Source organism: Bacteroidota bacterium (genome assembly GCA_018266755.1).
Taxonomy (GTDB): Bacteria; Bacteroidota; Ignavibacteria; order Palsa-1295; family Palsa-1295; genus JAFDZW01.
The window spans coordinates 1,675,003-1,700,842 of the sequence record JAFDZW010000005.1 but is presented as its reverse complement, the minus strand read 5'-3'; the positions used below and the strand labels follow the sequence as shown (position 1 = coordinate 1,700,842).

Below are 25,840 nucleotides of genomic sequence, written 5' to 3'. Positions count from 1 at the left end.
TATGAAGAACCTAACACTCGCTTTGATGGCTCTGACGTTGATGGTCGGTTGTGAAAAATCCGACCCGAACATCGGAAAGGGCCCGTCCACCATCGCACCGATCACGGGCGATCCGAAGATCATGGAACAAGCCGCACAGCAGGCTGCTGCGGCTGCCGCAGCAGCGCCGAAAGAAGACGTCAAGCACGGCGACACAACCATCACGCCGAGCGGCTTGATGTACATCGACAAGAAGGTCGGCACGGGCGCGCAGCCAAAGGTCGGCCAGACGATCACTGTCAATTACATCGGTCAATTGACCGACGGCAAGATCTTCGATGCGAATACCGGACCGTCGGCCAAGCACAAAGAGCCGTTCAAGACTGCGATCGGCGTCGGTCGCGTGATCAAAGGATGGGATGAGGGTATGCTGTCGATGAAGGTCGGCGGTAAGCGTCGCCTGATCGTGCCGTCGAACCTTGGATACGGCGAGCAAGGCATGGGCGCGGATATCCCGCCGAACTCGACACTCATCTTCGATGTCGAACTGCTCGGCGTAGAAGGACAGTAACGTTGTGAGTATGACCGGGCGCTAAAGCGCCCGGTTCTGTTTTTGGTCCTAAAATTCGTACCGAAGGCCGACGACCGGGACGATCGGCAGATCGTAGTCATATACCTCCTCGCCATGACGATTCCCGAGCTCGTCATAGGTGGTCTTGAAGTATCGATACATCACGTTATTGATATTCAGCGCATTCAGAACCGAGGCATAGATCGTCAGTGACGATGCCGCCCAGTTGAAGTGAAACTCGGCATTGACATCCAACCGAACGTACGCCGGATTGTGGAGCGAATACGCATGTGCTTCATCGAGCATGCCAAACCGTGCGCTATCGTTCGGATCCATCACGAACGGCGTGTATGCACCGCCTCCGGCGACAGTGAATTTCTCGCTTAGCGTGAGCGTCGTCGAGGCACCGAGATGAAAATCGTATCCTCCGACGAGGTTCATGATATAGCGATTATCGAATGCGCCCCAGTGTAGAATGCCATCCGATCCTCTGAACTGTTGCCGTACGTACGACGCAGTGGCTGTGATATAGTAGCCGTCGTTATAGTGCTTCATGAACGTGAACTCAGCTCCGTAGGTCTTGCCGGTGCCGGTGCTCATTAGGTCGGTGTAATCGATGCGCGATGCAAACCCTTCGTTGAGAAATGAGTAGTCGTCGAGCACCGAAGCATGCACCGGAACGTGCGAGTAGTTCTTGACATACGCTTCGGCCTTGAACAGTAGATCCGATTCCGGACGAAATGTATAACCCGCAACGATGTGCTCTGCTTGTGTGAATTGCAGCGGCTGGGGTTGGCGATGGATACCATACGCAAGTGCGAACGAGTGCTCTTCGGATGGTGACCACGAGATCGAAGCGCGTGGCTCGAACGATGAACTCGTGTCGTAGTCGATGTACTGCCAGAACATCCCTGCGTTCAGCGCGATCGGCGCGATCGGATGCCAGCTTGCCGTGACGTACCCCTGGGCGAATGTCGTGTTGATCGTCGTGTCGCCGTTATATGGGTAGCTGAGACTCGGAATCGTTGTCATGAACGGCTGGTATGCTGCACCGCATTCGACATTGAACGATGGTGTTGGCAGGTAGAGCAGAGTAAATCGAGCAGTGTTGAGCCCGATCGATACAGATTCCGTGCTTCCCGAAATGCCCTCATCGAATGTATTGCCGGAGTGATTCACGAGAAGATGCGCGACGAGCGACGAAGAGAACAGATGTTGCCAGTCGAGTCCGTAGGCAAGCACGCCCGAGCCTTTGCCGATCTCTTCGTTGGATGTGTTTCTTGCGTCGATCGATGCTTTGCCCCACAAACCGGTGAGATTAATCAGATCGTTGTCGCTCACTCGCAACCGCACCTTTGCCATCGCGTCGTCGAAGTTTGGCAGTGTGTTGTAGTCGAGGATGCCGAGTTGATGGAGGACGTCGAGCGTTGAGTGACGATATCCGATCACGAACGAACTGCCGTTCAATCCCGGCACCGGACCTTCGGCCATCCCTTCGAGCCCGTTGAAGCTGATCTCTGCAAGGCCTTCATATCGCTCAGTATTTCCGTCACGGGTACGCAGATCGAACACGGCGGACATCTTCGTCCCATACTGTGCAGGGAATGCACCGGTCAGAAAATCGCTGTTGCCGAGCATGTTGGAGTTGATCGCGCTCACCAGTCCGCCGGTCGAACCGTTCTTGCCGAGGTGATTCGGGTTGAGAATGTCGATGCCATCGAGCCGCCAGAGTAGCTCCATCGGCGAACCGCCGCGAACGACGATGTAGTTATTCGTCGTGCCACGGCCAAGTACGCCCGCAAAGTTGTTCGCCATGCGCGATGGGTCTTGGAACGCCGCTGCGTAACGATTCACATCCTGAATGCTGAACGGGGTGACACTCACTACTGCGGCGGAGTTGATCGCCTGAAACTCGCGCGAGCCTTGAACGGTGATGGTATCTCCCTTGATGGCAGACTCGGTCATTTCGATATCCACTACCGATTGGTGACCCGACCCGACCACCGCCTCCACTATTGCCGGGTCGAACCCGAGCGCAGTGACCTTCAGAATATAGTGTCCGACCGGTATATTACTGATGCGGTACGACCCGTCTGCTTTCGCGACGGCGCCGAGCGTAGTGCCGGTCACGGAGATCCGTGCTCCGATGACGGGTGCAAGTGTCTTGGCAACACGAACGCTTCCACGAAGAACGGATGTGCGAACCTGGGTAGTATCTGCCTGAGCAGATGCACGATCGCACCACGCAATCGCGATGACATTCAAGAGGAGAACAACGGGTACGATACACTGTGGACGCATAGAGTGCAAAAAACGCTTGCTGCACACGAATTGTGCTCGGAAGCGGATGCAATTCGCAGTCACTCGTCGATGCGCGGACGGCGGGTTGCGCGGCTCGCCGTTTTGCGCACTCTATATTCTTGCAGACTCTCGATCCAATTACACGCGGCTTCGATTGCCCGCTGACGGTCCGAGAGCTCCGCGGCGCGAGGGGTCCCGCGCCACGACCGCGGATCGTCACCGAGAATGTCGGCCGGCTCTGCAGAGCGGACGAAAGCGATGATCTCAAGAAGCCCGAGCATGGTTTTCTCGGTCAGGGGTGGTCTGCGGATGCGTTTGGATGCCATGTGATCTGATCGTTGTTCGAAGATAACGGCTCGCCGAGCGAATGCGTTTGAACACTGGGTCATGGAACCATGCATGGGCACCCCTCGTTGTCAGTGCCCCAACAAGTATAGGATCGCGGGGTGGAGCAGTTGGTAGCTCGTCGGGCTCATAACCCGAAGGCCGTAGGTTCAAGTCCTACCCCCGCTACAAGCGATGAAAGCCGTGCCGAAAGGTGCGGCTTTTGTATTTTACGGAAACACTTCCTGCCGGTCTCCGTACTTTTGCCCATCAGCATTTGCATTCTCGCACCGGATGCAATATTTTTGTCATCACAACTTCACTGAATCATGCAATTCCCTCGAATTAGTCAGTGCATGAGCATTCTCATGCTACTGTTCGTATTAACTGCTTCCACCAGTTCCACAGCCCAGACACACTTGTCTGTTGCGGACTCCGAGCAAACGAGCGTATTGCCGTTCGAAGTGAGCTTCAGCGGCTCGACGGCGATTGGGCCCAACAATACCTGGCTCTGGGAAGGTGGGTTTGGATTTAGCTATCTGCTCAGCGACCATATGCGCGTCGGCTTTGAACAGTTGGGCTACGCAAGCACGACGCTCTTGAGTGGCAATCGCAGCGCCCTTGTGATCGCGCCGATGGTAGAATACCACGAAGCGCTCACGTCAAGCCTTCACGCTGTTGCCGCTGCCGGTGTTCCGTTGCAGATCCGCTTCGGCGCAGACCTCAACACGCGATTGGGCGCAGCGCCGTTTGTGCGTGTCGGGCTCGACGTCTTTACGAGCCGGTCGTTCTCCATCGGATTGATGGAGCGATTCAGCTATGTCATTTCGAACGCCTACATCATGACCGACCACGGCCTGCCGAGTGGCGCGATGATCTATGCTACCGGGCTCGCACTGAAATACCACTTCTAATTTGCCTTGCTACTTCCATGAGAATCATCTTTACAACCCTTGCTCTTTCGTTCGCCGCTGCTCTGACATTCACCGGATGCATCACGAACGTTGTCGATGAGTCTGTTCAGAAAGTATCCACGCAGCGCGCGACGGGCTTCACGGCCCTGAAAGTCGATCGTTCGTCCGATGACATTTCCGTCACGGGCTGGAATGCCGATACCATCGTTGCAACCGCCAACATGAGTATCTGGGCATCGAGCAGCGAGAAGGCCAAGCAGATTGCTCAGGACCTCACCTTCTCCTGGGCAACGAACAGCACCACCGCTGAGTTGATCGTGACATCGGATCAAGCTGATCAAGAGCTTGCACATCTGCGAGAACTGACCATCTCCGCACCGAGCCGTCTCGCACTCGATCTCGAGACCAGCAGCGGAGACATCCGTGCGCTCAATATGACGGGTGACATGAACCTCAATACGACAAGCGGGAACATCACCGCGTCGACAACCGGGCGTATTGTCGCGAATGCTTCCAGCGGTGATGTGACTGCAACGTGTGGGCGTGGTGCATCGCTCGATCTTTCGAGTGGTGATGTCGATCTGGCCGTCACGTCGAAGGACTTTGATGGTGTGGAGGTTTCGACCTCCAGCGGTGATGTGACGGTGCGGCTTGCCGATGGGGCTCCGGTTACGCTTGATCTCTCCACTTCGAGCGGAGATATTACCGTGAACTACAGTGGTACCTCGTCGTCGAGCTACAGCGGCGATCTACGCATGGATATTAACGGAGGCGGGAAGATCGTGCATCTGGAGACTTCCAGCGGAAATATCAAAGTGCTTACACTCCGATAAGTAATAAGCACAAGGTTCAAATCGTGCAAAGGCGAAGGCATTGTCCTTCGCCTTTTCTTTTTCGGTGTGTAAGTCCCTCGTGCGTCAAAAATCTTTTCATTCGATTATCATTGGAAGCAAATATTTGGGGGTGTATGTCGGAAACCTCATTTGAATAAACAAGTTACGGTTTCGTGCCCAACTTGGAATACAATTTGCATTCCGGGGGTGATGAGCATCGCTCATTCTAATTTGAAAGGGAAACAACATGCAAGTCAGTGAGCAGGCTTCTGCCACCCCAGCGACACCCCAGAAGGCTGTACGAACCTCAATCATGGACGGCAACCAAGCCGCCGCCACGATCGCGTATAAGGCTTCAGAAGTATGTGCCATTTACCCCATCACGCCCTCGTCGGCGATGGGCGAACATTGCGACGAGTGGTCGGCCAATGGGGTCAAGAACATCCTCGGTGAAGTACCGACGGTCGTCGAGATGCAATCCGAAGCCGGCGCTGCCGGTGCACTCCACGGTGCGTTGCAAGGTGGAGCGCTCGCTTCGACATTTACAAGTTCGCAGGGATTGTTGCTGATGATCCCGAATATGTATAAGATCGCGGGCGAACTGATGCCAACGGTCTTTCATATTGCGGCCCGCGCGGTCGCCACGCATGCCCTCTCGATCTTTGGTGACCAGTCGGACGTGATGGCGGTTCGCCAGACCGGCTTCGCAATGCTGTTCGGATGCAGCGCACAGGAAGCGATGGACATGGCTCTGATCGCCCATGCGGCGACGCTGCATTGCCGGGTGCCCTTTCTGAATATCTTCGACGGTTTTCGAACGTCGCATGAGTTGACGAAGGTCAACGTGGTCGAAGACGACCTCATCCGAACCATGATCGACTCCGAGTCGGTTGACGCGTTCCGGACACGGGCCTTGAACCCTGAACATCCGTTCATTCGCGGCACGGCGCAGAATCCCGACGTGTATTTCCAGAGCCGCGAAGCCGTCAATCAGTACTATCAGCGTGTGCCGGGTGTCGTGACGAACATGATGGTGCAGTTCGCCGAGTTGACAGGTCGACAGTACCAACCGTATGAATACCACGGCGCATGGGATGCCGATCGCGTGATCGTCGTCATGGGCTCCGCTGCAGGTGCAGTGATGGAGACGGTCGACAAGCTCAACTCCTTGGGCGAGAAAGTTGGTGTCGTCAACGTCCGATTATACCGCCCATTCTCCATTCAGGATTTCATGGGTTGCTTCCCGACGACGGTCAAGAAGATCGCCGTGCTCGACCGTACCAAAGAGCCCGGCAGCATCGGCGAACCGCTCTATCTCGATGTCGTCGCAGCGTTCAAAGAACGTTGGTATAAGGAAATGCCGGTGATCATCGGAGGCCGATATGGCCTTGCCTCGAAGGAATTCACTCCGGGCATGGTCAAAGGCATCTTCGACGAACTCGCGACAGGTGCCCCGAAGAATCACTTCACGATCGGCATTACCGACGACGTGACCTTCACGAGCATTCCGGTCGATCCATACTTTTCGCTCGAATCGCAGCACATATTTCGCGGACTCTTCTACGGCCTCGGCTCCGACGGTACGGTCAGTGCAAATAAGAACTCGATCAAGATTATCGGCGAAACGACTGACTACTTCGTTCAAGGCTACTTCGTGTACGATTCGAAGAAATCCGGTTCGCTGACGACCTCGCATCTGCGGTTCGGGAAGAACCCGATTCGCTCGACGTATCTCATCGACTCGGCGAATTTCATTGCGTGCCATCACTTCCATTTCATCGAGCAGTACGATATCTTGAAGCATGCAGAAGAAGGCGCAACCTTCCTGCTCAATGCACCATACTCGAAAGACGAAGTGTGGGACCACCTGCCGGCGAAGATCCAGCAGGAGATCATCGGCAAGAAGCTGAAGTTCTACGTCGTCAATGCGTCGAAGGTCGCGATGGAGACGGGAATGGGTTCGCGAGTGAATACCATCCTCCAGACGTGCTTCTTCGCCATCTCGAACATCCTGCCTCGGGAAGAGGCGATCGAAAAGATCAAGACGTACATCAAGAAGGCATACGGAAGCAAGGGCGAGTCCGTGCTGCAAAAGAATTATGTCGCCGTTGACAAGGCAGTTGAAAATCTCTTCGAGATCGACTACTCCGCCTATGCCATCGGTTCGCGCGAACTGATCCATCCGGTGCCGGACGATTCTCCGGACTTCGTACGTCAAGTGCTCGGAAAGATCATCGCCGGTGATGGCGATGAGCTGCCGGTAAGTGCATTCCCCGCAGACGGGACGTACCCAAGCGGGACGACAAAGTACGAGAAACGCAACATTGCTGACATCGTCCCGGTCTGGGATGCCGATCTTTGCTCGCAGTGTGGGAAGTGCTTCATGGTCTGCCCGCATGCAGCAATTCGATGCAAAGTGTATGATAACTCGCTGCTTGAAGGAGCACCCGAGACGTTCAAACATGTAGCGCCGATCGGGAAAGAATTTTTCAAAGAACAGGAATCCTACACCTTGCAGGTTGCGGTCGAAGACTGCACCGGCTGCAAGCTCTGTGTAGAGGTCTGCCCCGTCGAGAGCAGGCAGGAGAAGGGCCACAAGGCCATCAACATGTCGCCCCAACTTCCGCTCAAAGAAACCGAGCGTGCCAATTGGGACTTCTTCCTCGGCATTCCCGACATTGATCGTACTCGCGTCAATCATAATACGGTCAAGGGTACCCAGCTCCTCGAACCGCTCTTTGAGTTTTCAGGAGCATGTGCCGGATGCGGTGAAACGCCGTATCTCAAATTGCTCACGCAGCTCTTCGGCGACCGCATGCTGGTCGCCAATGCGACGGGCTGCTCGTCGATCTATGGCGGCAATCTGCCAACAACGCCCTGGACGACGAACGAAGACGGCCTCGGACCGGCTTGGGCTAACTCCCTCTTTGAGGACAACGCCGAGTTCGGCCTTGGCATCAAGCTCGCTGCGAGCAAGAAGAAGGAGTTTGCAACGTCAATGATGCTCGCGATGCGCGACCAGATCGGCGGCGAACTCGTCGATGCGATCTTGCGGCCGTACGATCAGAGCGAGACTTATATGCTCGAACTCCGCAAAAACGTCCAGCAGCTCAAGCGGCGTCTTGATGAGATCGGCACCCTGCCGGCGAAACAGCTTCGCTTCATTGCCGAAGATCTCGTTGACAAATCCGTCTGGATCGTCGGCGGTGACGGTTGGGCCTATGACATCGGCTTCGGCGGGCTGGATCATGTGCTCTCTACCGGAGAGAAAGTAAATATACTCGTGCTCGATACGGAAGTGTACTCGAATACCGGAGGACAAAAATCGAAAGCATCGCCGCTTGGAGCGAGTGCGAAATTCTCGATCAAGGGAAAGTCTACCGACAAGAAGGATCTCGCCTGGCAGGCCATCGCCTACGGCAATGTGTATGTTGCCCAGATCGCCATGGGCGCGAATGACGTCCATACGGTTCGCGTATTGCAGGAAGCCGAAGCGTTCCCGGGCCCGTCGCTTATCATCGCATACAGCCACTGTATTGCTCATGGTTATGACATGGCGCATGGCGTATCACAACAGGTGAACGCCGTGAAGTCGGGCTACTGGCCGCTCTTCCGGTACAACCCTATGAAAGCAAAGGGCGAACGGTTCGTGATCGATTCGAAAGAGCCGAACATCCCGCTTGCCGATTTCCTCTATCAGGAAAACAGGTTCAATGTTGTGAAGAACTCGGATCCCGAACGGGGTGCAGAGTTCTTGATCATGGCCGAACAAGAGATCGGCCACAATTGGGAGAAGATCATGGCGCTGAAAGGTCTCTAAACAGACCCTCGGCGCTTATGAGACGCTCTGTGTAGTATGATGGCGGGGGCTCTGATCTGTCTGATTGTGGGTGGCAATGGATGGGTCGGGGTTCCCGTCATCACTTGTATCGGTCCGAGAATAGATTATGTCGTTTGGACTAGTTCGTACCGCTGCTCGATCACTGCTCTCCCAAAGCCCCCACTTTCTTTTTCCTCGGCAAGTTGAAACCCTACTCGCGTATAGAGGTGTGCCGCACTCTCTAGGTCGCGGGTAGTCCATAAGTATGCAGACCGGTAGCCGCAGGTGCGATAGAAATCCATGAACAATGACATCAGCTTCTTGCCGAGACCGATGCCGCGGTATTCCGGGAGGACGAGATAATAGCGAAGTTGGGCAGCCTCGCCGCGATCAAGCAGAACGAGGCAGCCGACGAAGGCACCGTCGTCTTCAGCGATCCAAATTCGACTTCGGGAAGGATCGTAGTGTTCATAGAATTCAGCCAGGCCCGATGCTACATACGCCTCGAAGCCGATCCCCCAGCCGTACTCTTTATTGTACAGCTGCCCATGCAGACGTGTGATCGTCCCGATATCTCCGGGACGAAGGTCTGTTCGAAGAGTGATGGATTCGAGCGATGGCATGTGACGATTTGGTAACAGTCCTTGAATCCGGTCCGTTGTACGAATTTGTCCGTCAGTTGGACCGGAAGCGAACTTATCTCGCACGGTGTTATATAGAGTGCTCATTCTTGACCTAAATCGCGCATATACATGAACCGACTTGTAGCTATCAACTCAACCGAAGACATCTTTCCTCAGTACCGCGACACTCCGATCGGCCGATTGCTGGAGTACCATGACCTCGGTAGAGAACTCGATGTCATTACCAACCCGCAGCTATTGATCGGCATGTGCATGGATAACCGCAAGCATTTGCGGATCCCCGATAACTTTTCGTATATCATTCGTACGGGCGGTGCGAACCTCCGGTACAGCGAATTCAAGGTCTCGTATGCGATCAGTGTTGGCGGCGTACGACACATCGCGCTGATCGGGCATACCAATTGCGGTATGGTAAATCTCGTTGCCCGAAAAGACCAGTTCATCAAAGGCTTGGTCGATGATGCCGGCTGGGACCGCTCTCAGGCCGAAGAGCATTTCTATCAGTTCGCTCCGATGTTCGAGATCGGCAACGAAGTCGATTTCGTTCTTTCGGAAGCCAAGCGACTCCGACTTCGGTACCCGCACATCATGGTTGCGCCGATGCTCTATAAAGTGGAAGATAATCGCATCTATTTGATCAAAGAAAGCTAACATAGTCAACCAACGATACCCATGAATATTGCAGTACTCGGTACGGGAATGGTCGGCAACGCGATCGCGACGAAGCTCGTAAGCCTTGGCCACCATGTGACGATGGGTTCGCGTTCTGCGACCAACGAAAAGGCGGCTGCCTGGGCCGCTGCCAACGGGTCGAACGCCTCGGTCGGGACGTTTGCCGATGCTGCGAAGTTCGGCGAGATCGTCTTTAATTGTACGAACGGCGACGGTTCGCTTGCTGCACTGCAGGCTGCCGGTGCTGCAAACCTCGACGGCAAGGTGCTCGTCGACATTGCCAATCCGCTCGACTTTTCAAAGGGCATGCCGCCGACACTGCTCATCGGCAATACGGATTCGCTCGCTGAATCCATCCAACGTGAGTTTCCGAATGCCAAGGTCGTCAAAACGCTCAATACGGTCAACTGCAACGTGATGGTCAACCCCTCGCTTGTTCCGGGCGACCATGACATGATGCTTTGCGGCAACGATACCGAGGCGAAAGCGACCGTGAAGGATATCCTCACGAACTGGTTCGGCTGGAAGCATATCCACGACCTCGGCGACCTCACGGCTGCACGGCCGATGGAAGCATACGTGATCTATTGGGTGCGGTTCATGGGTACGCTCGGTACACCGAACTTTAACATGCACATCGTTCGTCGATAACCCACTACGTCCGTTGATGTGCATCGACTCGTTTCCATCCGCTGATCATCGACCAGAAGTTTGACCAGCCCGAGATGGAGACCATGAACAGATGCCCGAGGAAGAAGGCGATGAGTCCGCACATGAATAGGAAGTGAAACCATCGTGCAAGCTCGTATCCGCCGAAGATGAACGTGATCTCTTGTAAAGTGACTGGCATATACATCGCCAGCCCCGAGAGTACGACGCCAAGGCCGAGAAACGGCGTAGTGGTGTAGGCGAGCTTCTGTAATGCATTGTATTTCTCGACCGGCGGATGTTGCTTGTCGAGACGCAAGTAATAGCGGATCATTGGAAGTACTCCGCCGATGTCCGACGTGCGAAAGATCGTTGTCGTGCGGCCGTGACGCGAGATAATGTTGTAGGTCACTGCAACCACGCCGTTAAATACGAAGAGCCACATTGCGGCGAAATGCCACTGACGTGCCCCGCCAAGCCAGCCGCCGAGCGTGATTACATGTGGAAATTTGAAATCGAAGAGCGGAGACGCATTGAAGATACGCATACCGCTTGCAATCATCAAACAGAGTGCGACGAAGTTTAGCCAGTGTGTTAGCCTGACGATGATCGGATGATGATATGCCTTACCGTTCTTGACTCGCATTGCCTTAGAGACCCGCATTCCAATCGTACCCCTGATCTTCCCAATAGCCTCCCGGCTTCTTGTCGGTGATGATCATCTTCCTGAGCCACTTTGCGCTCTTGTATCCAAGTTTCGTTGGCATCACGATGCGGCACGGAGCGCCATGCTTCAGTGTCAACGGCTTGCCGTAGGCCTCGTAGCAGAGAAGTGTCTCGGGATGACGGACACTTGCCATGTCATAGCCCTCGTAGTAACCGTCTGCGCACTCGACGTACAGGTATGGGGCCGTTGAATCGGCGCCGACCCAATCGAGGAAATACCACAGGGCGACACCGCCCCACTTAACGTTCATGCTCCATCCTTCGACGCAAACATGCTTTGAATTTTGTACCTGCTTCGCCAACTCCTTGATCTGGGCGAGTGAATAATAGCCGGGATGCTTCACCTTCCCGGTGACGAGCAGCCGCCAGTTATCGGTGGTATCGGATGGCGGGGTATCGGTATCGTAGTTGTTGACGCGAAATTTCGATTCCGGCGTCAGATCCTTATCCTCGATTTGGGGTGCACGTTTGGTCTGGCTGAAGGCCGATTGTTGCACAGCGTCATTCCATCGTTGGAAGCCGTTAAGGACTTTCTCGACCTTCCCGTCCGGTGTTGCATCGCAGGAGGCGAGGCAGAGACAGGCAGAGATCAGTACGCTAAAAAACGATCGGCACATCATGGTATTTGTTATGCGTCAAAAATACGTCAGATTGTGGAAAAAATGTCGAATCAGAACTTTCCGGCCCCCAAGGGCGTTATCAGCGTCCCAATTTTAAGACGAAGGAGAAAGTAAGAAATGAAGCGTACATTCCAACCCAGCCGCCGCAAACGGGCCAATAAGCACGGTTTCCGCGCCAGAATGGCCACGAAGAACGGTCAGCGCGTCCTGAGTGCACGTCGCGCCAAAGGCCGTTGGAAGCTGACGGTCAGCGACGAGAAGTAAGTCTCGGCGTACTGCGCAAGAAATTCATTGGAGAGCATCGCTGACCACGGTCGGCGATGCTCTTCGTACTTTTAGCCGACGATGATCGAAGCGACTCACCGACATATCGCCCCGACGATGATCCGCCTCGAGCGGGATATCGACCTCGTCTTTCGAGGCGGTAAGCGGCTGCGTCATTCGGGCAGATTGCCGGTTCGGTACGCACTCCGTGATCTCGATGAGGGAGAGTGTGCGGTGATGTTCATATTCATCGTTCCGAAGCGGACGGTCCGCCGCGCGAATCAGCGCAACACGATCAAGCGGTGGTTTCGGGAGGCCATTATTCGTTCAGCGGCTCACTCCGAATTGATCTTGATGGCCGCCGAACGAGGGAAGCAGATTCTTGTGAGTATCAAAGTAGATGCTCCGCCGTCGGCAACGATGCATTGGGATATCGTCGTCGGTGAAGTGGACGCGATCCTCTCGGCTCTCGCGCTCGTCGTCAGTAAGAATCAGGGCACGGGATCATAGCCGCCCGGATGCATCGGATGGCAACGGCCGATGCGCTTCATACCCATCCATCCTCCTTTGAACACACCATACTTCGTGACGGCCTGAGCCATATACTCGCTACAGGTTGGATGAAACCGGCAGTTGTTGCCAAGAAACGGCGAGAGCAGTTTCTGGTAGAGCCTGATGAGCAAAACGAAGAGACTTCGCATGTAGATAAAACGAATCTGCGGTCGATATTATTGCAATCCTATAGGGTTGCTGCGTGCCGCCTCCACTATAGGCGCAGGTTCGGCTACCCCCTCGGATGAAACTGTTTATGCACTTCCAACAGATACGACCGATCAACATGCGTATAGATCTCGGTCGTTGAGATATCCGCGTGGCCGAGGAGTTCTTGCACGATGCGCAGGTCGGCGCCGCCTTCGAGCAGATGGGTGGCGAACGAGTGGCGCATCGTGTGCGGCGTGATGTGCTTTTCGATCTCAGCGGCGCGGCAATATTCCTGAATGATATTCCAGATCGCCATGCGGCTCATCCCGGTGCCGAGCTTTTGATTCAAGAACACTGCATCGGTCATGCGGTCGCTATGAATCAGTATGGGACGAACGGTCGAAAGATATTCGTCGAGGAATTCGATCGCAACACCGCCGATCGGCACAATCCTCTCCTTGCTTCCTTTGCCGAACAGTCGGACCATACCATCGGCAAGAAACAACTGTGAGAGCGTGAGAGTGGTCGCTTCGGATACTCGCGCACCCGTTGCATACAAGAACTCCAGAATGGCACGGTCGCGAATACCTTTGTGAGTCGAGCGGTCTGGCTGCGAAAGGATACGTTCGATTTCGTCGATACTGAGCACTTCGGGCGGTTGCCGGCGTGGGGACTTCAGTTCGAGCGCTTCGGTCGGATCGCTCGTGAGCATTCGCTCCGAAAGCAGATACCGGTAAAAGCCGCGAATCGCAGAGACGATGCGCGCGATGCTCGTGCGTTCGAGTCCGGCTTCGGAGAGTTCTTTGACGAATCGTTGTAGGTCGGCCGTTCGCGCAGTCGATACAGATTTGCTATGATCCGAGAGGAACGTCACGAGCTTCGCGATGTCACGGCCATAGGCGTCGAGCGAGTTGCCGCTGAGGCCACGCTCGATCTTTAGGTACGACAGATACGCGCGTTCCTCGGGGCTTCGTTTCCTCGGCTCAGGCATTGGAGGCGGGCTCGGTACGCTTTGCAGACGCTTGCGGGTAGTTGATGCGCGAGTGGAATGTGCCGATAAGCAGTCGTGCGAAAACGTTGCGAACGATCACGAGGTCGCGCATCGTCAGGTCGCACTCGTCGAGCTGCCCGTCGGCAATGCGGTCGCGGAAGAGCATGCCGAGTTCTGTTTCAAGGATCTCGACAGTCGGTTCTTCGATGTGCGAACCGAGATTGCGGGTGATGGCTTCGGACGCATCGGCAAGCATGAGGATCGCCGTCTCTTTCGAATTTGGCTTCGGGCCTGGATAGCGGAAGAGCGAATCGTCAAGCGTTCCGCCGGCCGACATCGAGTTCAACGCCTGCTGATAGAAAAACGAGATGCGCATCGTACCGTGATGCATCGGGATGAAATCAACCAGTTTCTCGGGCAAGTTATGTTCGCGCGCGAGTGCGATCCCGGCAATGACATGTGCGCGTACTCTCGAAGCGCTTTCGATCGCGGAGAGTGTGTCGTGCACGTTCGCTTGATCGGCGATCTGGTTTTCGATAAAATCCGTGGGCGATGCGATCTTGCCGATGTCGTGGTAGAGTGCACCAACTTTCGCGAGCAGGGCGTTCGCTCCGATGGCAACGGCGGCATTCTCCGATAGCTGCGCGACAAGCATTGTGTGATGATACGTCCCAGGCGCTTCGAGCGAAAGCCGCTGCAGAAGCGGATGGTTGATGTCGTCGAATTCCACAAGCCGGAGGTCGCTGACGGTATCGAACATCCCTTCGACGACATAGACGAATGCGAGCGTCAGCACAGGCGAGATCAGCGAATTCACCGCGGCGGCGATTAGCTCGAGCCCCAGTTCGTTCAGCGGCATGCCGCGCTCGAACGACAGCGCTGCAATCGCGATCACGTAGCCGAGGAAGATGAACCCGATGCTCGTGAAGAGTTGCGAGCGGCTGCGAAGATCGCGTACGGTGTAGGCAGCGAACGCCCCGGCCGAAAGTCCGGCGAGTGCTACGTTATAGTCGTTGCCGCGGATACCGGCGACAAGCAGCGCGGCGATTACAGTCCCATAGAATCCGGTTCGCGAATCGAAGAGCACCGTCAGCAGCATCGACGATACCGGGATCAAGATCAGATACTCGACCGGGAACGAGGTGTGGATCAGTACCGACACATACGCCAGCAGCGCGGGGAAGATCAGGATGACCGAGATCAGAAGTAGTTGCGCATTGTCTTTATAAATGCGCCGGCGAATAAACTTGACGTAGAGTACGAACAGCGTCACGATGATGAAGACGTGCCCGATTGTGCCGAGCGCACGGCCGATCATCGTGCCGGTACCGCCTTGCTCGATGCGTGCTTCGGCCAGGCTTTCGAGCGCGGCTTTGGCCTGCGGCGTAATGACGTCGCCTTTGCCGATAATCTTCTGCCCTTCGAGTACCACGCCTTCGGTACGAGGGACGCGCGCCGCGATCAGCTTGCGCGAACTGTCGGATTGCGATTGATCGTAGGATACATTCGGCACCAGCAACGCGGCGCTGAGTTTGCCCAGTGCTTTGCGAAGTTCGCTCTTTCCTCGCACGACACGATCGAAGCCTTCGGTGAGATCGTTCTTCGCGGCGTCTCGGGACGCGAGGCTTCCGGCCGTAACAAGAATTTCCTCGGTCGAACGATTGCGAATCACGATCTTCCGATCGGTGGACTGATACTCGGCAGGGACGTTGGTGCAGATGCGACTCTTATCGAATACCGCACCGATGACCGATGTGATCGCCTGCAAATCCGGCTCGGCAGATTTTGCAGTCAACGTTCGCGATTCATTGACGTAGCGGCGAATTAGCGTCGTCTCGTCGGACGAGAGTTCTGCAGTCGCAACGATCTTCGAGACCGGTTCGGACGCTGTCGCACCGCTATCGCTCGTCGCGCCGATCGCCGCCAAGACGGTGCGGACGCTGTCGATCGTCCGTTGTTTTGCCGACGTGTCGAAGATGAACACCGGATAATAGTTCTCTAACGCGCGGTTGACCTCTCCGCGGTACTTGGTCGGATCTTTGAGAAGGCGGAAGTTAAACGGCGCGACGACATCGGCGCTCGTCCAGAGTGCGCCGACGGAGTAACCGGTCACATTCTGCGGCGATTGTGCTTGCGGGAACAGCACGGCAAGCACGAGCGTCAAGCCGATACCGATCGTCAGCCGAACGAATTTCGAACGACGCCACCGATTACTGCGCAAGGCGCGCGTGATGCGCTCGAAGAATCGCCGCAGGAATCGCTTCATGCTAATCGGATTGCGAGTGCGCTCGATTATTTCTCGCGCATCAGCGCCAATACCATGTCTTCGACCGCTTGCTTCGGCTTGGCCCCGACGTAGGTATTGCGGATGGTGCCTTTCTTGTCGATCAAGAGCGTCACGGGAATCGCATTACTGCCGCCGAACTTTGCGAATACTTCGTCGTTGCCGACAAGCACCGGGTAGTTCATTTTCGCATTCTCGGCAAACGGCTTGATGACCGAGGCTCCTTCCTGATCGATGGCAATGCCGATAAATTGCAGGCCGTCCTTCCCGTATTGATTTTGGAGATCGATGAAATCCGGAATCTCTTTCCGGCACGGGCCGCACCATGTTGCCCAGAAATTCAACACGACGGTCTTTCCTCGGAAGTCCGAGAGTTTAACGGTCTTACCGTTAAGGTCCTGCAATGAGAAGTCATTGGCCGGTTGTTGTTCTTCGATAACGGTGGTTTTCATGTCCTCTGCTTTGGGGCGTGCAAACAGGAAAATCCCCATCGCTGCAACGAGGAAAAAAGCTACGACGACCACTGAGCGCTTACTCTTCATAATAGTACGACTCCTTCCAAGTTTGTAATACAAACTTTCCGCGTTTTTCGTGCGGACTCGCGGTGGCGGGGAGTGGTTCCGTTTGAACGGTTTACGCGGGTGTCATTCTGAGCAATGCGAAGAATCTCTGTGGCGGTACCTCACTGGGTTTCATCGAGGGATTCTTCGCATTGCTCAGAATGACAGCTAAACGGTTAGTTGAGACGATTCACTACGTCCACGGCTACTGTGGACTGAAGATTCATACCGGTTTGCGGCTCGAGTAACCGGATTATTACCCCACCAGTAGTGAAACTCACATGGAGGTTCGGGTGTAGTAAGTACAACTTGCTGAAAATGCGTCATATCGTCCACTCTGCCGCAAGCGTTCTCGTCCTGGTGACGACGCTTGGAAGTGTTGCATTTGCTCAAACTGCGTCGACGATCGGCGGGGATGAGAATTCCGGTCGTGCCAAGGTATTCGATATCCTCACCACGGCGGTCAGCCCACGGGCTGCGGCACTGGGGAATACCTTTGTGGCGATGAAGGACGACCCGACGACATTATTCACGAATCCTGCTGCGCTTTCGACCCAGACGAAACGAGATTCTTCGGCTCCCGGGTCGTTGATCTCCGTCGGTTATACAACACTGCCTGTCGGGGCAGACCAAGGGATGTCGAAGGGATACCTCGTCTATAGTCAGCCGGCACCGGAATTTTTGGGGTCGGATGCGTGGATCGGCTTCGGGGCAGTGTATATGGATTATGGCACCTTCCAAGGCGCTGATGCACTCGGGCAGGCAACGAGTACGTTCTCGGCGTCCGATGTCGTGCTCTCGGCGGCATATTCTTCGATTATCCCCGAGCAGCCGGTCCGCTATGGCGTGACGGTGAAATACATTTCGTCGACGCTCGTGTCGGGTTCGTATAGTGCATCGGGGCTTGCTGCGGATCTCGGTGTGTTTTACGAAAGCAAGCCGTTACTGCTGACGATCGGTGCATCTGCTCTCAATATCGGCAAGCAGCTCTCGAGCTATAACGGAGTGATGGAGAACCTTCCGTTCAATCTCGAAGTCGGCGTATCGAAGAAGCTGGAGCGGTTGCCGCTGACCGTTCATCTTGCGTTTCGCAACCTGACGCGCGACCGAGAGGGCCGCAATTTCTGGTACGCGTTGAATGATTTTTCGATCGGCGGTGAGTTCACCGTCAGCAAAGTCGTCCGTCTGCGTTTCGGGTATGAAAACCAGAAACGTCGCGATCTCGAAACGCCCTCCGGCCTCGGGATGGGCGGCTTCTCCTTCGGCTTCGGAATGGTATTCCAGAAGCTCCATATCGACTACTCCCTGAGCGCCATGGGCCCGGCGATCTCGGACGTACACCGCTTTGGTGCGGCGTACCTGTTCTAATACCGAACGAGCTTCGCTATTGTCTCGGTGATCTTCTCTACGCTTGGCAGTACTACATCCATCAATCCGACATTGTAGGGGATCGGTACGTCCGGCGTTGAAAGACGTTCTACCGGAGCATCGAGCGCTTCGAACGCCTCCTGAGTGATCGTTGCTGCGATCTCTGCGGCCATGTTCGCCGTCCAGTTGTCTTCGCAGAGTACGATCACTTTGCTCGTCTTATGAACCGATGCAAGCACGGCCGCTTTGTCCCACGGCATGACGGTGCGAAGATCGATCACTTCCACCGATGCGCCCGAAGCCGTTGCCGCTTCTTCCGCTCGGGAGACCATTGCTCCCCATGCGACGATCGTAACGTCGGTGCCTTCGCGGACAATTCGGGCTTTGCCAAACGGTACCATGAATTCATCGCCGGGATAATTCGCGCGACCTTGCGGTGTGTCGAGCAGCGCTCGGTGCTCGAAGAAGAACGTCGGATCGCTCGAACGCAGTGCGGTTCGCAGAAGACCGACGGCGTCTTCGGCATTCGACGGGAACGCAATGCGCCAACCGATCTGGTGTGCAAATGCCGCCTCGCCGCTAACGGAATGCCACGGATCGCCGGTCTTCTTTGCATATCCTGCCGGAATGCGCACGACCATATCTGCAACGAACTCGGAACGCGTGCGCCAGCGAACGGTGCCGGCATCGTTGATCTGTTCGGTTGCCGGATCGGCATACTTGCGGAATTGAATCTCAGGTACCGGCTTGAGACCGCTAAAGGCCATACCAACCGAGCGACCGATAATGCCTTCTTCCGAAAGCGACGTGTCGAAGACACGATCTTTCCCGAATTTGTGCTGCAGATCGACCGTCGCGCCATGGACGCCGCCTTTTGCGCCGACATCTTCACCGAAGATCAATAGCTTCGGATTCCGTGCAAGTTCGACTTCGAGCGTCTTGCGCACGGCATCCTGCAAATTCATGCGTACGCCTTCGTCCTTTGTCGGATTGATCTGGGGCTGCGACATGCTGAATACATGCTGCATCACCGTGGACGTGTCGGGCACTGGCGATGCCTTTGCGCGGTCGCGCGCGGCAGCGACTTCGGATGTCACTTCTGCCTCAAGCGTTTCCCACTGCTTCTGGCTCATGATCCGCCCCTGCACGAACTTCTTGAGTTTTTCCAGCGGATCGTTCGCACGCTCTTGTTCGAGTAACTCCTTCGATTTGTAGCTCTGTGTATCGACGAACGAATGACCCTCGAGTCGGGGAATGGTTAGATGAATCAGTGCCGGACCGCTCCATGAACGAACATACGAAACGGCATCGGTGATCAACTTGCTCGCCTGCTGCGGATCGGTACCGTCGCCGTCGAAGATCTTCAGATTGCCGAACGAAGCGAGATTTTTCGCAATGTTCGCGCCTGGCGTTTGATAGTCGCCGGTCACCGAGATGCCATATCCATTATTCTCGATGAAGAATAGCAGCGGAAGTTTCTGCGTCGTCGCCGCATTGAGCGCTGCCCAGAACCCGTTTGCCGCAACGGAGCCGTCGCCGCCAAGCGCAACGGCGATCGCGCCTTTGTACGATTCGTCGCCGAGAACAGTTGCGTGGTAAAGGATCGACTGTGCCCAGCCGATCGCCGGCGAGTATTGCGCGCCGACGTCGCCCGATGCCGGAAGCACTGTTCCGCGTCCGCGCGGACGAAGGAAGTGTACGACCCCGATATCGCGCCCGCCATGCACTCCGCCGCTGCGCGCCATCGATGCGGCCATCGATTCTTCCGGCGTGAGCCCTTGTCCAAGCACGAACGGACGTGAGCGGTAGTACACGGTTGCGCCATCGTGCGGGTGTGTGATCTGCTCGCTCAGGATGGCCTGGATCATGTCGTGACCGCGTGCGGAGAATTGATAGGTGACCAACCCCTGCGGAACGAGCTCCGTCTCTTCGATCGTGTCGATCGCTCGTGAGGTCAGTACGGTCCGTGCGACTGCAGTCCAGTCGATCTCTTGAAGTGTGATTTTCTTTGCCATTGTTCTGGGCACGGCATAGCGGTCGATGTGATGCTCGCCGTTTGTCTAAACAGTGTAAGGCGGTAAAACACCCGTCGGGGTGTGGTGATTTCACGAGTTTTTTCCTTGGATTGAGGGTCTGCCAACACGCTTGTCTGGTCTCTAGTAACTGCCATGAATCGAATATATTATAACACATTCATAGAAGGATGTGCCGTTCCATGCCGCCAGAAAAATGTCGCTCGCGGGCTCCAAATCGTGCGTAAAGTGATTATATTGGGACACTATGTTCTGTCAGAGGAGCCCCCTGACCTCCTCGCGACTGACTTCTCTTATTTGATCTCGGAGGAAACTACGAATGACCCTAATGAAATCACGTTCGTTCAGAGCATCGGCGCTCGTCGCCGTTATGATGCTCGCGTCTATGCTCGGCGGATGTAATACGCCGAATGGTGACGGCCAGAATCCGTCGTCTGTGCAGCCGATGGCAGCACACATCCAATTACCCCAAGCGGATGTCGATCGTGTGACGGATATTAAAGCCCGTCACGAAGATGAATTACTCGCACTTCCAAGCGTTGTCGGCGCCGGTGTCGGTGTCAACGACGACGGCTCGCCCGCGATTGTCGTGTTCGCTAGCGATCACGGTGTTCGTGGCGTTCCGCAGAACATCGAAGGTGTGCGCACCCGAACGGAGTATGTCGGCGAAGTACGTGCACTACAATTCACCGGCACGTATCGTGCTCCGATGTGGAGCGGAGTGAGCGTTGGCAACGATAATGAGTGCGCTGCCGGGACGATCGGCTGCGTTGTCAAGAACAACGTGAACAATACGTTCTACTTGCTGAGCAACAACCATGTATTCGCCCGCGAGAATAGCGCGAAGATCGGTGAAAAGATCGATCAGCCAGGTCGGTATGAGTTCAATTGCGGTCCGTCCGGACAGGTCGGCACGCTCAATAGCTTCGTGAAGATCGTGATGAAGCGTAATGCAAGCAATGTGGTTGATTGCGCAATCGCCAATATTGGGTCCGGCATCAACCCGACAAGCCAGATGGCTCTTAGTTCGTACACGCCGACGACGAATGCACGGAATGCAACTGTCGGCATGACGGTGAAAAAGACCGGGCGTACTACCGGGTTGACCGGTGGGACGGTCAGCGCGGTGAACGTCACGATCAATGTGCAATACTCACATGGAACGGCTCGCTTCATCAACCAGGTGTATGTAACGCCCGGCACGTTCAGCGCTGCAGGCGATTCCGGCTCGCTGATCGTCGAGGCATCGTCGAACGATCCGGTGGCACTGCTGTTTGCCGGTGGTTCGAGCGGTACGTTCGGCAATCCGATCACGAGTGTGCTCATCTCGTTCGGTGTGAGCGTCGTGCCGTTCTAATCGGAGCGTACGGTTTTTGTGGGCTATAAATCGTGGATCAGTTTCGGATTGTATGATCATCGTCATTCTGAGCGAAGCGAAGAATCCCTTAATGAAACGCAGTGAGGATCCGCCACAGGGATTTTCGCTTCGCTCAGAATGACAGCATTGTACGCCGTTTAAATCGTAACCACCAACCGAATACAGAGGGGCATCGTTTTCGATGCCCCTCTGTTGTTTTTTGCATGAATGTATTTCTATTCCTCCTACTCTCGCTCCAACTCGGTCATGCCCGGGGCGACTCGACTGTGCGCCGTGATTCTGCTGTAACTCATACTCAATCCAAGAAGTCGATGACCATCACCGAAGTGCTTGCGCGCAATACGGACCGATGGATGAAAATACCCGGCGTCACCGGCACCGGGGAAGGCCGTCTGCATGGGAAGCCATGCGTCGTTATTTTCGTTGAACGCAATACGCCCGCGATTCGCAAGCAATTGCCGACGTCGATCGATGGCTTTCGTGTTCAGATTCGGGCAGTTGGCACCATCGAGGCCCGAAGTAGATAATATTGCGACCTCTACGATTGGAGGCCAATATATTGGGTACCCATAAGTTAATAGTGACGTAATGTTCCCATAAATGCTACGTAACGTCCAACTGTGATTTTTGTAGGCGTGCATTCACACACGTTCTATCTGAAATTACTCACTATCTCATGAAACAGTACTTCTACATCGCAGCCGCGGCGGTGATTTTGCTGGTCGGCGTGCGGGGCACGGGCTTTGCGCAATCCGATTCCGCATTCAAGCCGTCCGGCAAATTCAGTGCTCAGTTCTTTTCCGATTATTATTATAAGGTACATGCCGATTCGCTCGGTCGTGGCTCGAATCAGTATTCCGGGGCCGGCGTCCCAAAGGATTACTCGAATTTCGAGGTTCGGCGCGTCTATCTCGGGTACAACTACGACATCTCACCCGATTTCACGACGGAGTTTTTGCTTGCATACGAAGGCAATAACGATGCAAGCGGTAAGCGCACCGTGTATGTGAAGTTAGCGAACATTCAGTGGAAGAATATCTTCTCGAATGCGACGGCGGTCTTCGGCGCTCAAGCGACGCCGAGCTTTGCTCTCCTGAGCGAAGGCGTTTGGGGTTACCGCTCGGTCGAGAAAACATTGCTCGATAAGAACGGCATCGCCGGATCGAACGACGTCGGTGTTGGCCTGCGCGGTTCGTTTACCGACGATAAGAATTATGGATACGACATCATGTACGCGAACGGCACCGGCGCTGCGCCGGAGAACGATCGCTACAAGCGTGTCTATGGCGACTTGTGGGCCAAGTTCATGGACAAGAAGCTTATTGTCAATGTCTATGGCGACCTTGAGCGCAAGTCCGAGCTGCCGAAGGACAATAGCACAATGAAATTCTTCGTAGCCTATGCGACCGCTCCGCTGACTATCGGCGTTGAAGGATTCATCCAGACGCTCGGGAATGCGGTTGTCGATACGATTGCGAAAGCGAATCTTGACCAGAAGAAATTCGGTCTCTCGTTCTACGTGACGGGCAACATCATCGAGAAGAAGCTGAACTTCTTCGCTCGCTACGACATGTTCAATCCCGATCAGAACTACGAACAGACCGGCATCGGCTACCAGCCGACTTATGTAAAGTCGTCGACGACGAAGGAGAACTTCATCGTTGCCGGTCTTGACTGGACGCCGGTCACAAACGTACACATCATGCCGAACCTCTGGTACACCGGCTATTCGAGCAAGCTGCCGAACGTTAGCGGCAAGGTCGAATCGGATGCCGATATCGTCCCGCGCGTGACGTGTTTCTATAAGTTCTAACAGCGACCGAGGAATCGTCGCGCGGATCGTCCTCCCAGAAACGAATAATCACGCGAATGGAGCTCGTCGTCCTGTACCCACTTGTGGGGTTCAGGACGACGCCGCGTATTATGGGTGTATTAACTTCGTGTTGTCTCGGAACTGATGCGTCCCTTCCATCGCTTTCCTTGAGCCGATGAACACAGCGCACGATATCGTTCAGCCCAGACGCAGCATCAGTGTTGCTGCGGTGATTGCATTCGTGTTTGTCATGTTCTCGAGCGGCTGTCAGACGATCTATACCTACCGCCTCCCGAACGACGCAGAGCGACAACGCAACAACCCCGATTCTACCCGTTGGACCTACGATGGGCAGAGCATTACGAGCATCCCGGTGGTGGATGAGTCGGGAAGATTTTATCGGTTAGCGGTCGATGCCAAGACGAAGATCGAAGTCCGCGATATCTACGGGACGACCTACCGGTTCTACCTCCAGACCATAAAAGTAGAAGACAATGACGTTAGCATCGGCGGCGGGAAACGCTGGACGGGCTACGAACTTCTGAACCACGCCCAGGCATCCGTATCGGTGACCGACATTTCGACCGTAAAAATTCTCTCCGATTCCAAAGCGGTTATGCCGATCGCAATTCATTGATTATCAACAGGTTATTGCGGTATCGTTTGCTATTTAATAATTTAGTAATGGTTCTGTAATTCTCTCGCAACCCCGGTCTGCGATTTTTGCATCCGATTATTCATGATTCCATTCGCAGTACATTCTATTTATGACTACCTCTTTACCCCGTCTCTGGATGAGACTGTTCTTTCTTCTTGCATTCGTTTCGACAGTCGGAGTCTATAACGCTTCGGCACAGGACGAAAAGATATCCACGCTCGAAGGCAAAGTCGACGGCGTTACCGACCGTGTGACCGAGCTGGAGAATACCGTCAGCGGTCTCTCGAAGCTCAAGATCTCCGGGTATATTCAACCGCAGTGGCAATGGCAGGATGTCGATTCGCTCGGCAGCCAGGTAAATAGCCGCAACGCGTTCACGATCCGTCGTGGTCGAGTGAAGTTTGTTCACAAGACCGGCAGCATCGGCTATACGCTCTATCCCGATATCACGGAGAACGGCGTTGTCATGAAGGAAGTCTTCGCCGACTGGTTTGCAACGAAGGAGTTGACGGTCTCGATGGGCGCGATGAACCGCCCATTCGGTTATGAAATTGCCTACTCCTCGAGCGCCCGCGAAGTTACGGAGCGTTCGCTCTTCGAGAATCGCTTCTTTAACGGCGAGCGCGATCTCGGTTTGCAGGTCGCATACGCTCCGAATCTCGGAGGTATTAAGCCGCTTATCGAACTCGGCATCTTCAACGGCACGGATAATTTCGGTACGGGCCCCTCGGGTGCGCTTCCGGGAGCGAATAACAAGATGGGCTTCACCTCGGCCCCGATCGGCCAAGGCACGTATGCTGTACCAGCCGGCGCTGACTCGCTCTTTCAGGTAAAGACGAACGCAGCCGTTGCAAAAGAAACGGGATTGCAGTTGGCTACACAGGGCGGCCTTCCGGGCGGTACCACCGGCTCGCCGATCGGCCAGCCGGGCAAGGAGCTCATCGGGCATTTCCGTGTGCCGTTTCTCCTTAGCGACGAGTTCAGCTTCGACATCGGGGGCTCCATCTCGATGGGTGGTATCACCGAGCCGTCGCAGGTAATCGGCAAGTACGAAGGCACAAACGGTGCGCTCGTACTTTCGAACGAGGGCAAGTATGGCAATCATACTTTCAACAACCAGAACCACACATTCCTGCCGACAAACCGTTCGATCATCGGTGCCGATGCGCAGTTCTATCTCTCGGTGCTTCCGATCGGCGGTACGATCGTCAAGACCGAGTTCTACTCCGGCCAGACACCGTTCTACGGTTCGGCAAAACTCTTTACCTCGGCAGATTACACGGCGCTTGGCGACCCGATCGCATCGACGATCTACAAGAACGTCATGGGTTTCTATGCGATGCTCGTGCAGAACCTCTCGGACGAGTTGCAGCTTGCGGTTCGCTATGAGATGTTCGATCCGAATACCAAGGTGAAAGGCACCGATTTCTTCTCGATCGACGGGAGTGGTAAGGGTTCGTCGCTTCGCGGAGTGTCTGCCAGTTCCGGCTTCGGCGGCGACCTCGCCGTCAATACGATTTCGGTCGATCTGAACGTGTTCGTCTCGGGTTCGATGCGCCTGATGTTCGATTACGATCATCCCACCACAGAACAATTCACGAAGAACGGCGGCACGAGCTCCGCGCCGGTGGTTGCGACGGTTGCCGATGCGCATGACGATCGCTTCACATTCCGCATGCAGTACAAGTTCTAATCACGGATACAAATCTATTAGGAAAAGGAATAGCTACGATGAAC

At 55.1% G+C, this 25,840-nt stretch carries 24 protein-coding genes and 1 tRNA gene; 15 read left to right on the top strand and 10 right to left on the bottom strand.

Features of this window, described 5'->3' with window-relative positions; translation table 11 throughout:
- The first annotated feature begins 25 nt into the window (after positions 1–25).
- Positions 26–550 carry an FKBP-type peptidyl-prolyl cis-trans isomerase gene (locus JSS75_11895; GenBank protein MBS1904399.1) on the top strand — a complete coding sequence of 175 codons (525 nt, stop codon included), beginning with the start codon at positions 26–28 and terminating at the stop codon, positions 548–550.
- A 48-nt stretch (positions 551–598) separates the two neighbouring features.
- On the opposite strand, the gene JSS75_11890 is transcribed toward JSS75_11895, so the two are convergent.
- Positions 599–2,851, bottom strand: coding sequence for a TonB-dependent receptor (locus JSS75_11890; GenBank protein MBS1904398.1), 2,253 nt, complete (start codon positions 2,849–2,851; stop codon positions 599–601).
- A 59-nt stretch (positions 2,852–2,910) separates the two neighbouring features.
- Entirely contained in the window at positions 2,911–3,177 is a 267-nt protein-coding gene (locus tag JSS75_11885; protein MBS1904397.1) for a hypothetical protein, read from the bottom strand.
- 114 nt (positions 3,178–3,291) lie between these two features.
- On the opposite strand from JSS75_11885, the gene JSS75_11880 reads away from it, so the two are divergent.
- The 4 genes from JSS75_11880 to nifJ all read left to right on the top strand — a co-directional run bounded on the left by JSS75_11880 (position 3,292) and on the right by nifJ (position 8,742).
- Positions 3,292–3,364: transfer RNA gene (locus JSS75_11880), tRNA-Met, on the top strand.
- Between the two features lie 179 nt (positions 3,365–3,543).
- Positions 3,544–4,089 (top strand): hypothetical protein, encoded by a 546-nt coding sequence (locus tag JSS75_11875; protein ID MBS1904396.1) that lies wholly within the window; start codon positions 3,544–3,546, stop codon positions 4,087–4,089.
- Positions 4,090–4,106: 17 nt separating this feature from the next.
- On the top strand, positions 4,107–4,922 hold the full coding sequence (locus JSS75_11870; GenBank protein ID MBS1904395.1) for a DUF4097 family beta strand repeat protein: 816 nt from the start codon (positions 4,107–4,109) through the stop codon (positions 4,920–4,922).
- 247 nt (positions 4,923–5,169) lie between these two features.
- Entirely contained in the window at positions 5,170–8,742 is a 3,573-nt protein-coding gene (gene nifJ, locus JSS75_11865) for a pyruvate:ferredoxin (flavodoxin) oxidoreductase (protein MBS1904394.1), read from the top strand.
- Positions 8,743–8,867: 125 nt separating this feature from the next.
- Here nifJ and JSS75_11860 read toward each other — a convergent pair whose 3' ends face one another.
- Entirely contained in the window at positions 8,868–9,365 is a 498-nt protein-coding gene (locus tag JSS75_11860) for a GNAT family N-acetyltransferase (GenBank protein MBS1904393.1), read from the bottom strand.
- A gap of 129 nt (positions 9,366–9,494) precedes the next feature.
- On the opposite strand from JSS75_11860, the gene JSS75_11855 reads away from it, so the two are divergent.
- On the top strand, positions 9,495–10,037 hold the full coding sequence (locus JSS75_11855; GenBank protein ID MBS1904392.1) for a carbonic anhydrase: 543 nt from the start codon (positions 9,495–9,497) through the stop codon (positions 10,035–10,037).
- 21 nt (positions 10,038–10,058) lie between these two features.
- Positions 10,059–10,709: an NAD(P)-binding domain-containing protein gene (locus tag JSS75_11850; GenBank protein MBS1904391.1), complete on the top strand. Its 651-nt coding sequence runs from the start codon at positions 10,059–10,061 to the stop codon at positions 10,707–10,709.
- Between the two features lie 4 nt (positions 10,710–10,713).
- Here JSS75_11850 and JSS75_11845 read toward each other — a convergent pair whose 3' ends face one another.
- Both JSS75_11845 and JSS75_11840 read right to left on the bottom strand, forming a co-directional pair.
- Positions 10,714–11,370, bottom strand: coding sequence for a cytochrome b/b6 domain-containing protein (locus JSS75_11845; protein ID MBS1904390.1), 657 nt, complete (start codon positions 11,368–11,370; stop codon positions 10,714–10,716).
- Complete coding sequence (locus JSS75_11840) at positions 11,357–12,049, bottom strand: molybdopterin-dependent oxidoreductase (protein MBS1904389.1); 693 nt, start codon at positions 12,047–12,049, stop codon at positions 11,357–11,359. The genes JSS75_11845 and JSS75_11840 overlap by 14 nt, the downstream gene beginning before the upstream one ends.
- Before the next feature lie 120 nt (positions 12,050–12,169).
- Here JSS75_11840 and rpmH point away from each other — a divergent pair, with 120 nt between their 5' ends.
- Both rpmH and JSS75_11830 read left to right on the top strand, forming a co-directional pair.
- On the top strand, positions 12,170–12,316 hold the full coding sequence (gene rpmH / locus JSS75_11835; protein ID MBS1904388.1) for a 50S ribosomal protein L34: 147 nt from the start codon (positions 12,170–12,172) through the stop codon (positions 12,314–12,316).
- Between the two features lie 81 nt (positions 12,317–12,397).
- Positions 12,398–12,826, top strand: coding sequence for a ribonuclease P protein component (locus JSS75_11830; GenBank protein ID MBS1904387.1), 429 nt, complete (start codon positions 12,398–12,400; stop codon positions 12,824–12,826).
- Here the strand turns inward: JSS75_11830 and yidD are convergent.
- The 4 genes from yidD to JSS75_11810 form a co-directional block, all read right to left on the bottom strand.
- On the bottom strand, positions 12,808–13,017 hold the full coding sequence (gene yidD / locus JSS75_11825) for a membrane protein insertion efficiency factor YidD (protein MBS1904386.1): 210 nt from the start codon (positions 13,015–13,017) through the stop codon (positions 12,808–12,810). The genes JSS75_11830 and yidD overlap by 19 nt on opposite strands.
- 83 nt (positions 13,018–13,100) lie before the next feature.
- Positions 13,101–14,009: a site-specific tyrosine recombinase XerD gene (gene xerD, locus JSS75_11820; GenBank protein ID MBS1904385.1), complete on the bottom strand. Its 909-nt coding sequence runs from the start codon at positions 14,007–14,009 to the stop codon at positions 13,101–13,103.
- Positions 14,002–16,275 (bottom strand): HDIG domain-containing protein, encoded by a 2,274-nt coding sequence (locus JSS75_11815; protein ID MBS1904384.1) that lies wholly within the window; start codon positions 16,273–16,275, stop codon positions 14,002–14,004. Before JSS75_11815 ends, xerD begins: the two co-directional genes overlap by 8 nt.
- A 26-nt stretch (positions 16,276–16,301) precedes the next feature.
- Entirely contained in the window at positions 16,302–16,835 is a 534-nt protein-coding gene (locus JSS75_11810) for a TlpA family protein disulfide reductase (protein ID MBS1904383.1), read from the bottom strand.
- A gap of 336 nt (positions 16,836–17,171) precedes the next feature.
- Between JSS75_11810 and JSS75_11805 the strand changes: the two genes are divergently transcribed.
- A complete protein-coding gene (locus JSS75_11805) occupies positions 17,172–18,221 on the top strand; it encodes a PorV/PorQ family protein (GenBank protein MBS1904382.1) in 1,050 nt (349 codons plus the stop codon).
- On the opposite strand, the gene JSS75_11800 is transcribed toward JSS75_11805, so the two are convergent.
- Positions 18,218–20,236, bottom strand: a complete 2,019-nt coding sequence (locus JSS75_11800) for a pyruvate dehydrogenase (protein ID MBS1904381.1) — start codon at positions 20,234–20,236, stop codon at positions 18,218–18,220. The two genes, JSS75_11805 and JSS75_11800, sit on opposite strands and share 4 nt — an antisense overlap.
- Positions 20,237–20,582: 346 nt before the next feature.
- Here JSS75_11800 and JSS75_11795 point away from each other — a divergent pair, with 346 nt between their 5' ends.
- From JSS75_11795 to JSS75_11775, 5 genes are all read left to right on the top strand, one after another.
- Positions 20,583–21,611 (top strand): hypothetical protein, encoded by a 1,029-nt coding sequence (locus tag JSS75_11795; protein ID MBS1904380.1) that lies wholly within the window; start codon positions 20,583–20,585, stop codon positions 21,609–21,611.
- 332 nt (positions 21,612–21,943) lie between these two features.
- The gene (locus JSS75_11790) at positions 21,944–22,159 is read left to right on the top strand and encodes a hypothetical protein (protein MBS1904379.1); all 216 of its coding nucleotides are present in this window, start codon (positions 21,944–21,946) and stop codon (positions 22,157–22,159) included.
- A 149-nt stretch (positions 22,160–22,308) separates the two neighbouring features.
- Positions 22,309–23,445, top strand: coding sequence for a hypothetical protein (locus JSS75_11785; GenBank protein ID MBS1904378.1), 1,137 nt, complete (start codon positions 22,309–22,311; stop codon positions 23,443–23,445).
- Positions 23,446–23,620: 175 nt separating this feature from the next.
- The gene (locus tag JSS75_11780; protein ID MBS1904377.1) at positions 23,621–24,082 is read left to right on the top strand and encodes a hypothetical protein; all 462 of its coding nucleotides are present in this window, start codon (positions 23,621–23,623) and stop codon (positions 24,080–24,082) included.
- A gap of 157 nt (positions 24,083–24,239) precedes the next feature.
- Positions 24,240–25,796, top strand: coding sequence for a hypothetical protein (locus JSS75_11775; protein ID MBS1904376.1), 1,557 nt, complete (start codon positions 24,240–24,242; stop codon positions 25,794–25,796).
- Positions 25,797–25,840 lie beyond the last annotated feature (44 nt).

Bases quoted from the DNA above. Each gene is read 5' to 3' on its own strand.
- JSS75_11805 (MBS1904382.1), top strand. From the start codon at position 17,172: ATGCGTCATATCGTCCACTCTGCCGCAAGCGTTCTCGTCCTGGTGACG.
- JSS75_11845 (MBS1904390.1), bottom strand. From the start codon at position 11,370: ATGCGGGTCTCTAAGGCAATGCGAGTCAAGAACGGTAAGGCATATCAT.
- JSS75_11790 (MBS1904379.1), top strand. From the start codon at position 21,944: ATGACCATCACCGAAGTGCTTGCGCGCAATACGGACCGATGGATGAAA.
- JSS75_11830 (MBS1904387.1), top strand. From the start codon at position 12,398: ATGATCGAAGCGACTCACCGACATATCGCCCCGACGATGATCCGCCTC.
- JSS75_11850 (MBS1904391.1), top strand. From the start codon at position 10,059: ATGAATATTGCAGTACTCGGTACGGGAATGGTCGGCAACGCGATCGCG.
- JSS75_11800 (MBS1904381.1), bottom strand. From the start codon at position 20,236: ATGGCAAAGAAAATCACACTTCAAGAGATCGACTGGACTGCAGTCGCA.
- JSS75_11895 (MBS1904399.1), top strand. From the start codon at position 26: ATGGCTCTGACGTTGATGGTCGGTTGTGAAAAATCCGACCCGAACATC.
- JSS75_11795 (MBS1904380.1), top strand. From the start codon at position 20,583: ATGAAATCACGTTCGTTCAGAGCATCGGCGCTCGTCGCCGTTATGATG.
- JSS75_11810 (MBS1904383.1), bottom strand. From the start codon at position 16,835: ATGAAGAGTAAGCGCTCAGTGGTCGTCGTAGCTTTTTTCCTCGTTGCA.
- JSS75_11860 (MBS1904393.1), bottom strand. From the start codon at position 9,365: ATGCCATCGCTCGAATCCATCACTCTTCGAACAGACCTTCGTCCCGGA.
- JSS75_11780 (MBS1904377.1), top strand. From the start codon at position 23,621: ATGAACACAGCGCACGATATCGTTCAGCCCAGACGCAGCATCAGTGTT.
- JSS75_11775 (MBS1904376.1), top strand. From the start codon at position 24,240: ATGAGACTGTTCTTTCTTCTTGCATTCGTTTCGACAGTCGGAGTCTAT.
- nifJ (MBS1904394.1), top strand. From the start codon at position 5,170: ATGCAAGTCAGTGAGCAGGCTTCTGCCACCCCAGCGACACCCCAGAAG.
- yidD (MBS1904386.1), bottom strand. From the start codon at position 13,017: ATGCGAAGTCTCTTCGTTTTGCTCATCAGGCTCTACCAGAAACTGCTC.
- JSS75_11785 (MBS1904378.1), top strand. From the start codon at position 22,309: ATGAAACAGTACTTCTACATCGCAGCCGCGGCGGTGATTTTGCTGGTC.
- JSS75_11815 (MBS1904384.1), bottom strand. From the start codon at position 16,275: ATGAAGCGATTCCTGCGGCGATTCTTCGAGCGCATCACGCGCGCCTTG.
- rpmH (MBS1904388.1), top strand. From the start codon at position 12,170: ATGAAGCGTACATTCCAACCCAGCCGCCGCAAACGGGCCAATAAGCAC.
- xerD (MBS1904385.1), bottom strand. From the start codon at position 14,009: ATGCCTGAGCCGAGGAAACGAAGCCCCGAGGAACGCGCGTATCTGTCG.
- JSS75_11885 (MBS1904397.1), bottom strand. From the start codon at position 3,177: ATGGCATCCAAACGCATCCGCAGACCACCCCTGACCGAGAAAACCATG.
- JSS75_11855 (MBS1904392.1), top strand. From the start codon at position 9,495: ATGAACCGACTTGTAGCTATCAACTCAACCGAAGACATCTTTCCTCAG.
- JSS75_11840 (MBS1904389.1), bottom strand. From the start codon at position 12,049: ATGTGCCGATCGTTTTTTAGCGTACTGATCTCTGCCTGTCTCTGCCTC.
- JSS75_11890 (MBS1904398.1), bottom strand. From the start codon at position 2,851: ATGCGTCCACAGTGTATCGTACCCGTTGTTCTCCTCTTGAATGTCATC.
- JSS75_11870 (MBS1904395.1), top strand. From the start codon at position 4,107: ATGAGAATCATCTTTACAACCCTTGCTCTTTCGTTCGCCGCTGCTCTG.
- JSS75_11875 (MBS1904396.1), top strand. From the start codon at position 3,544: ATGCTACTGTTCGTATTAACTGCTTCCACCAGTTCCACAGCCCAGACA.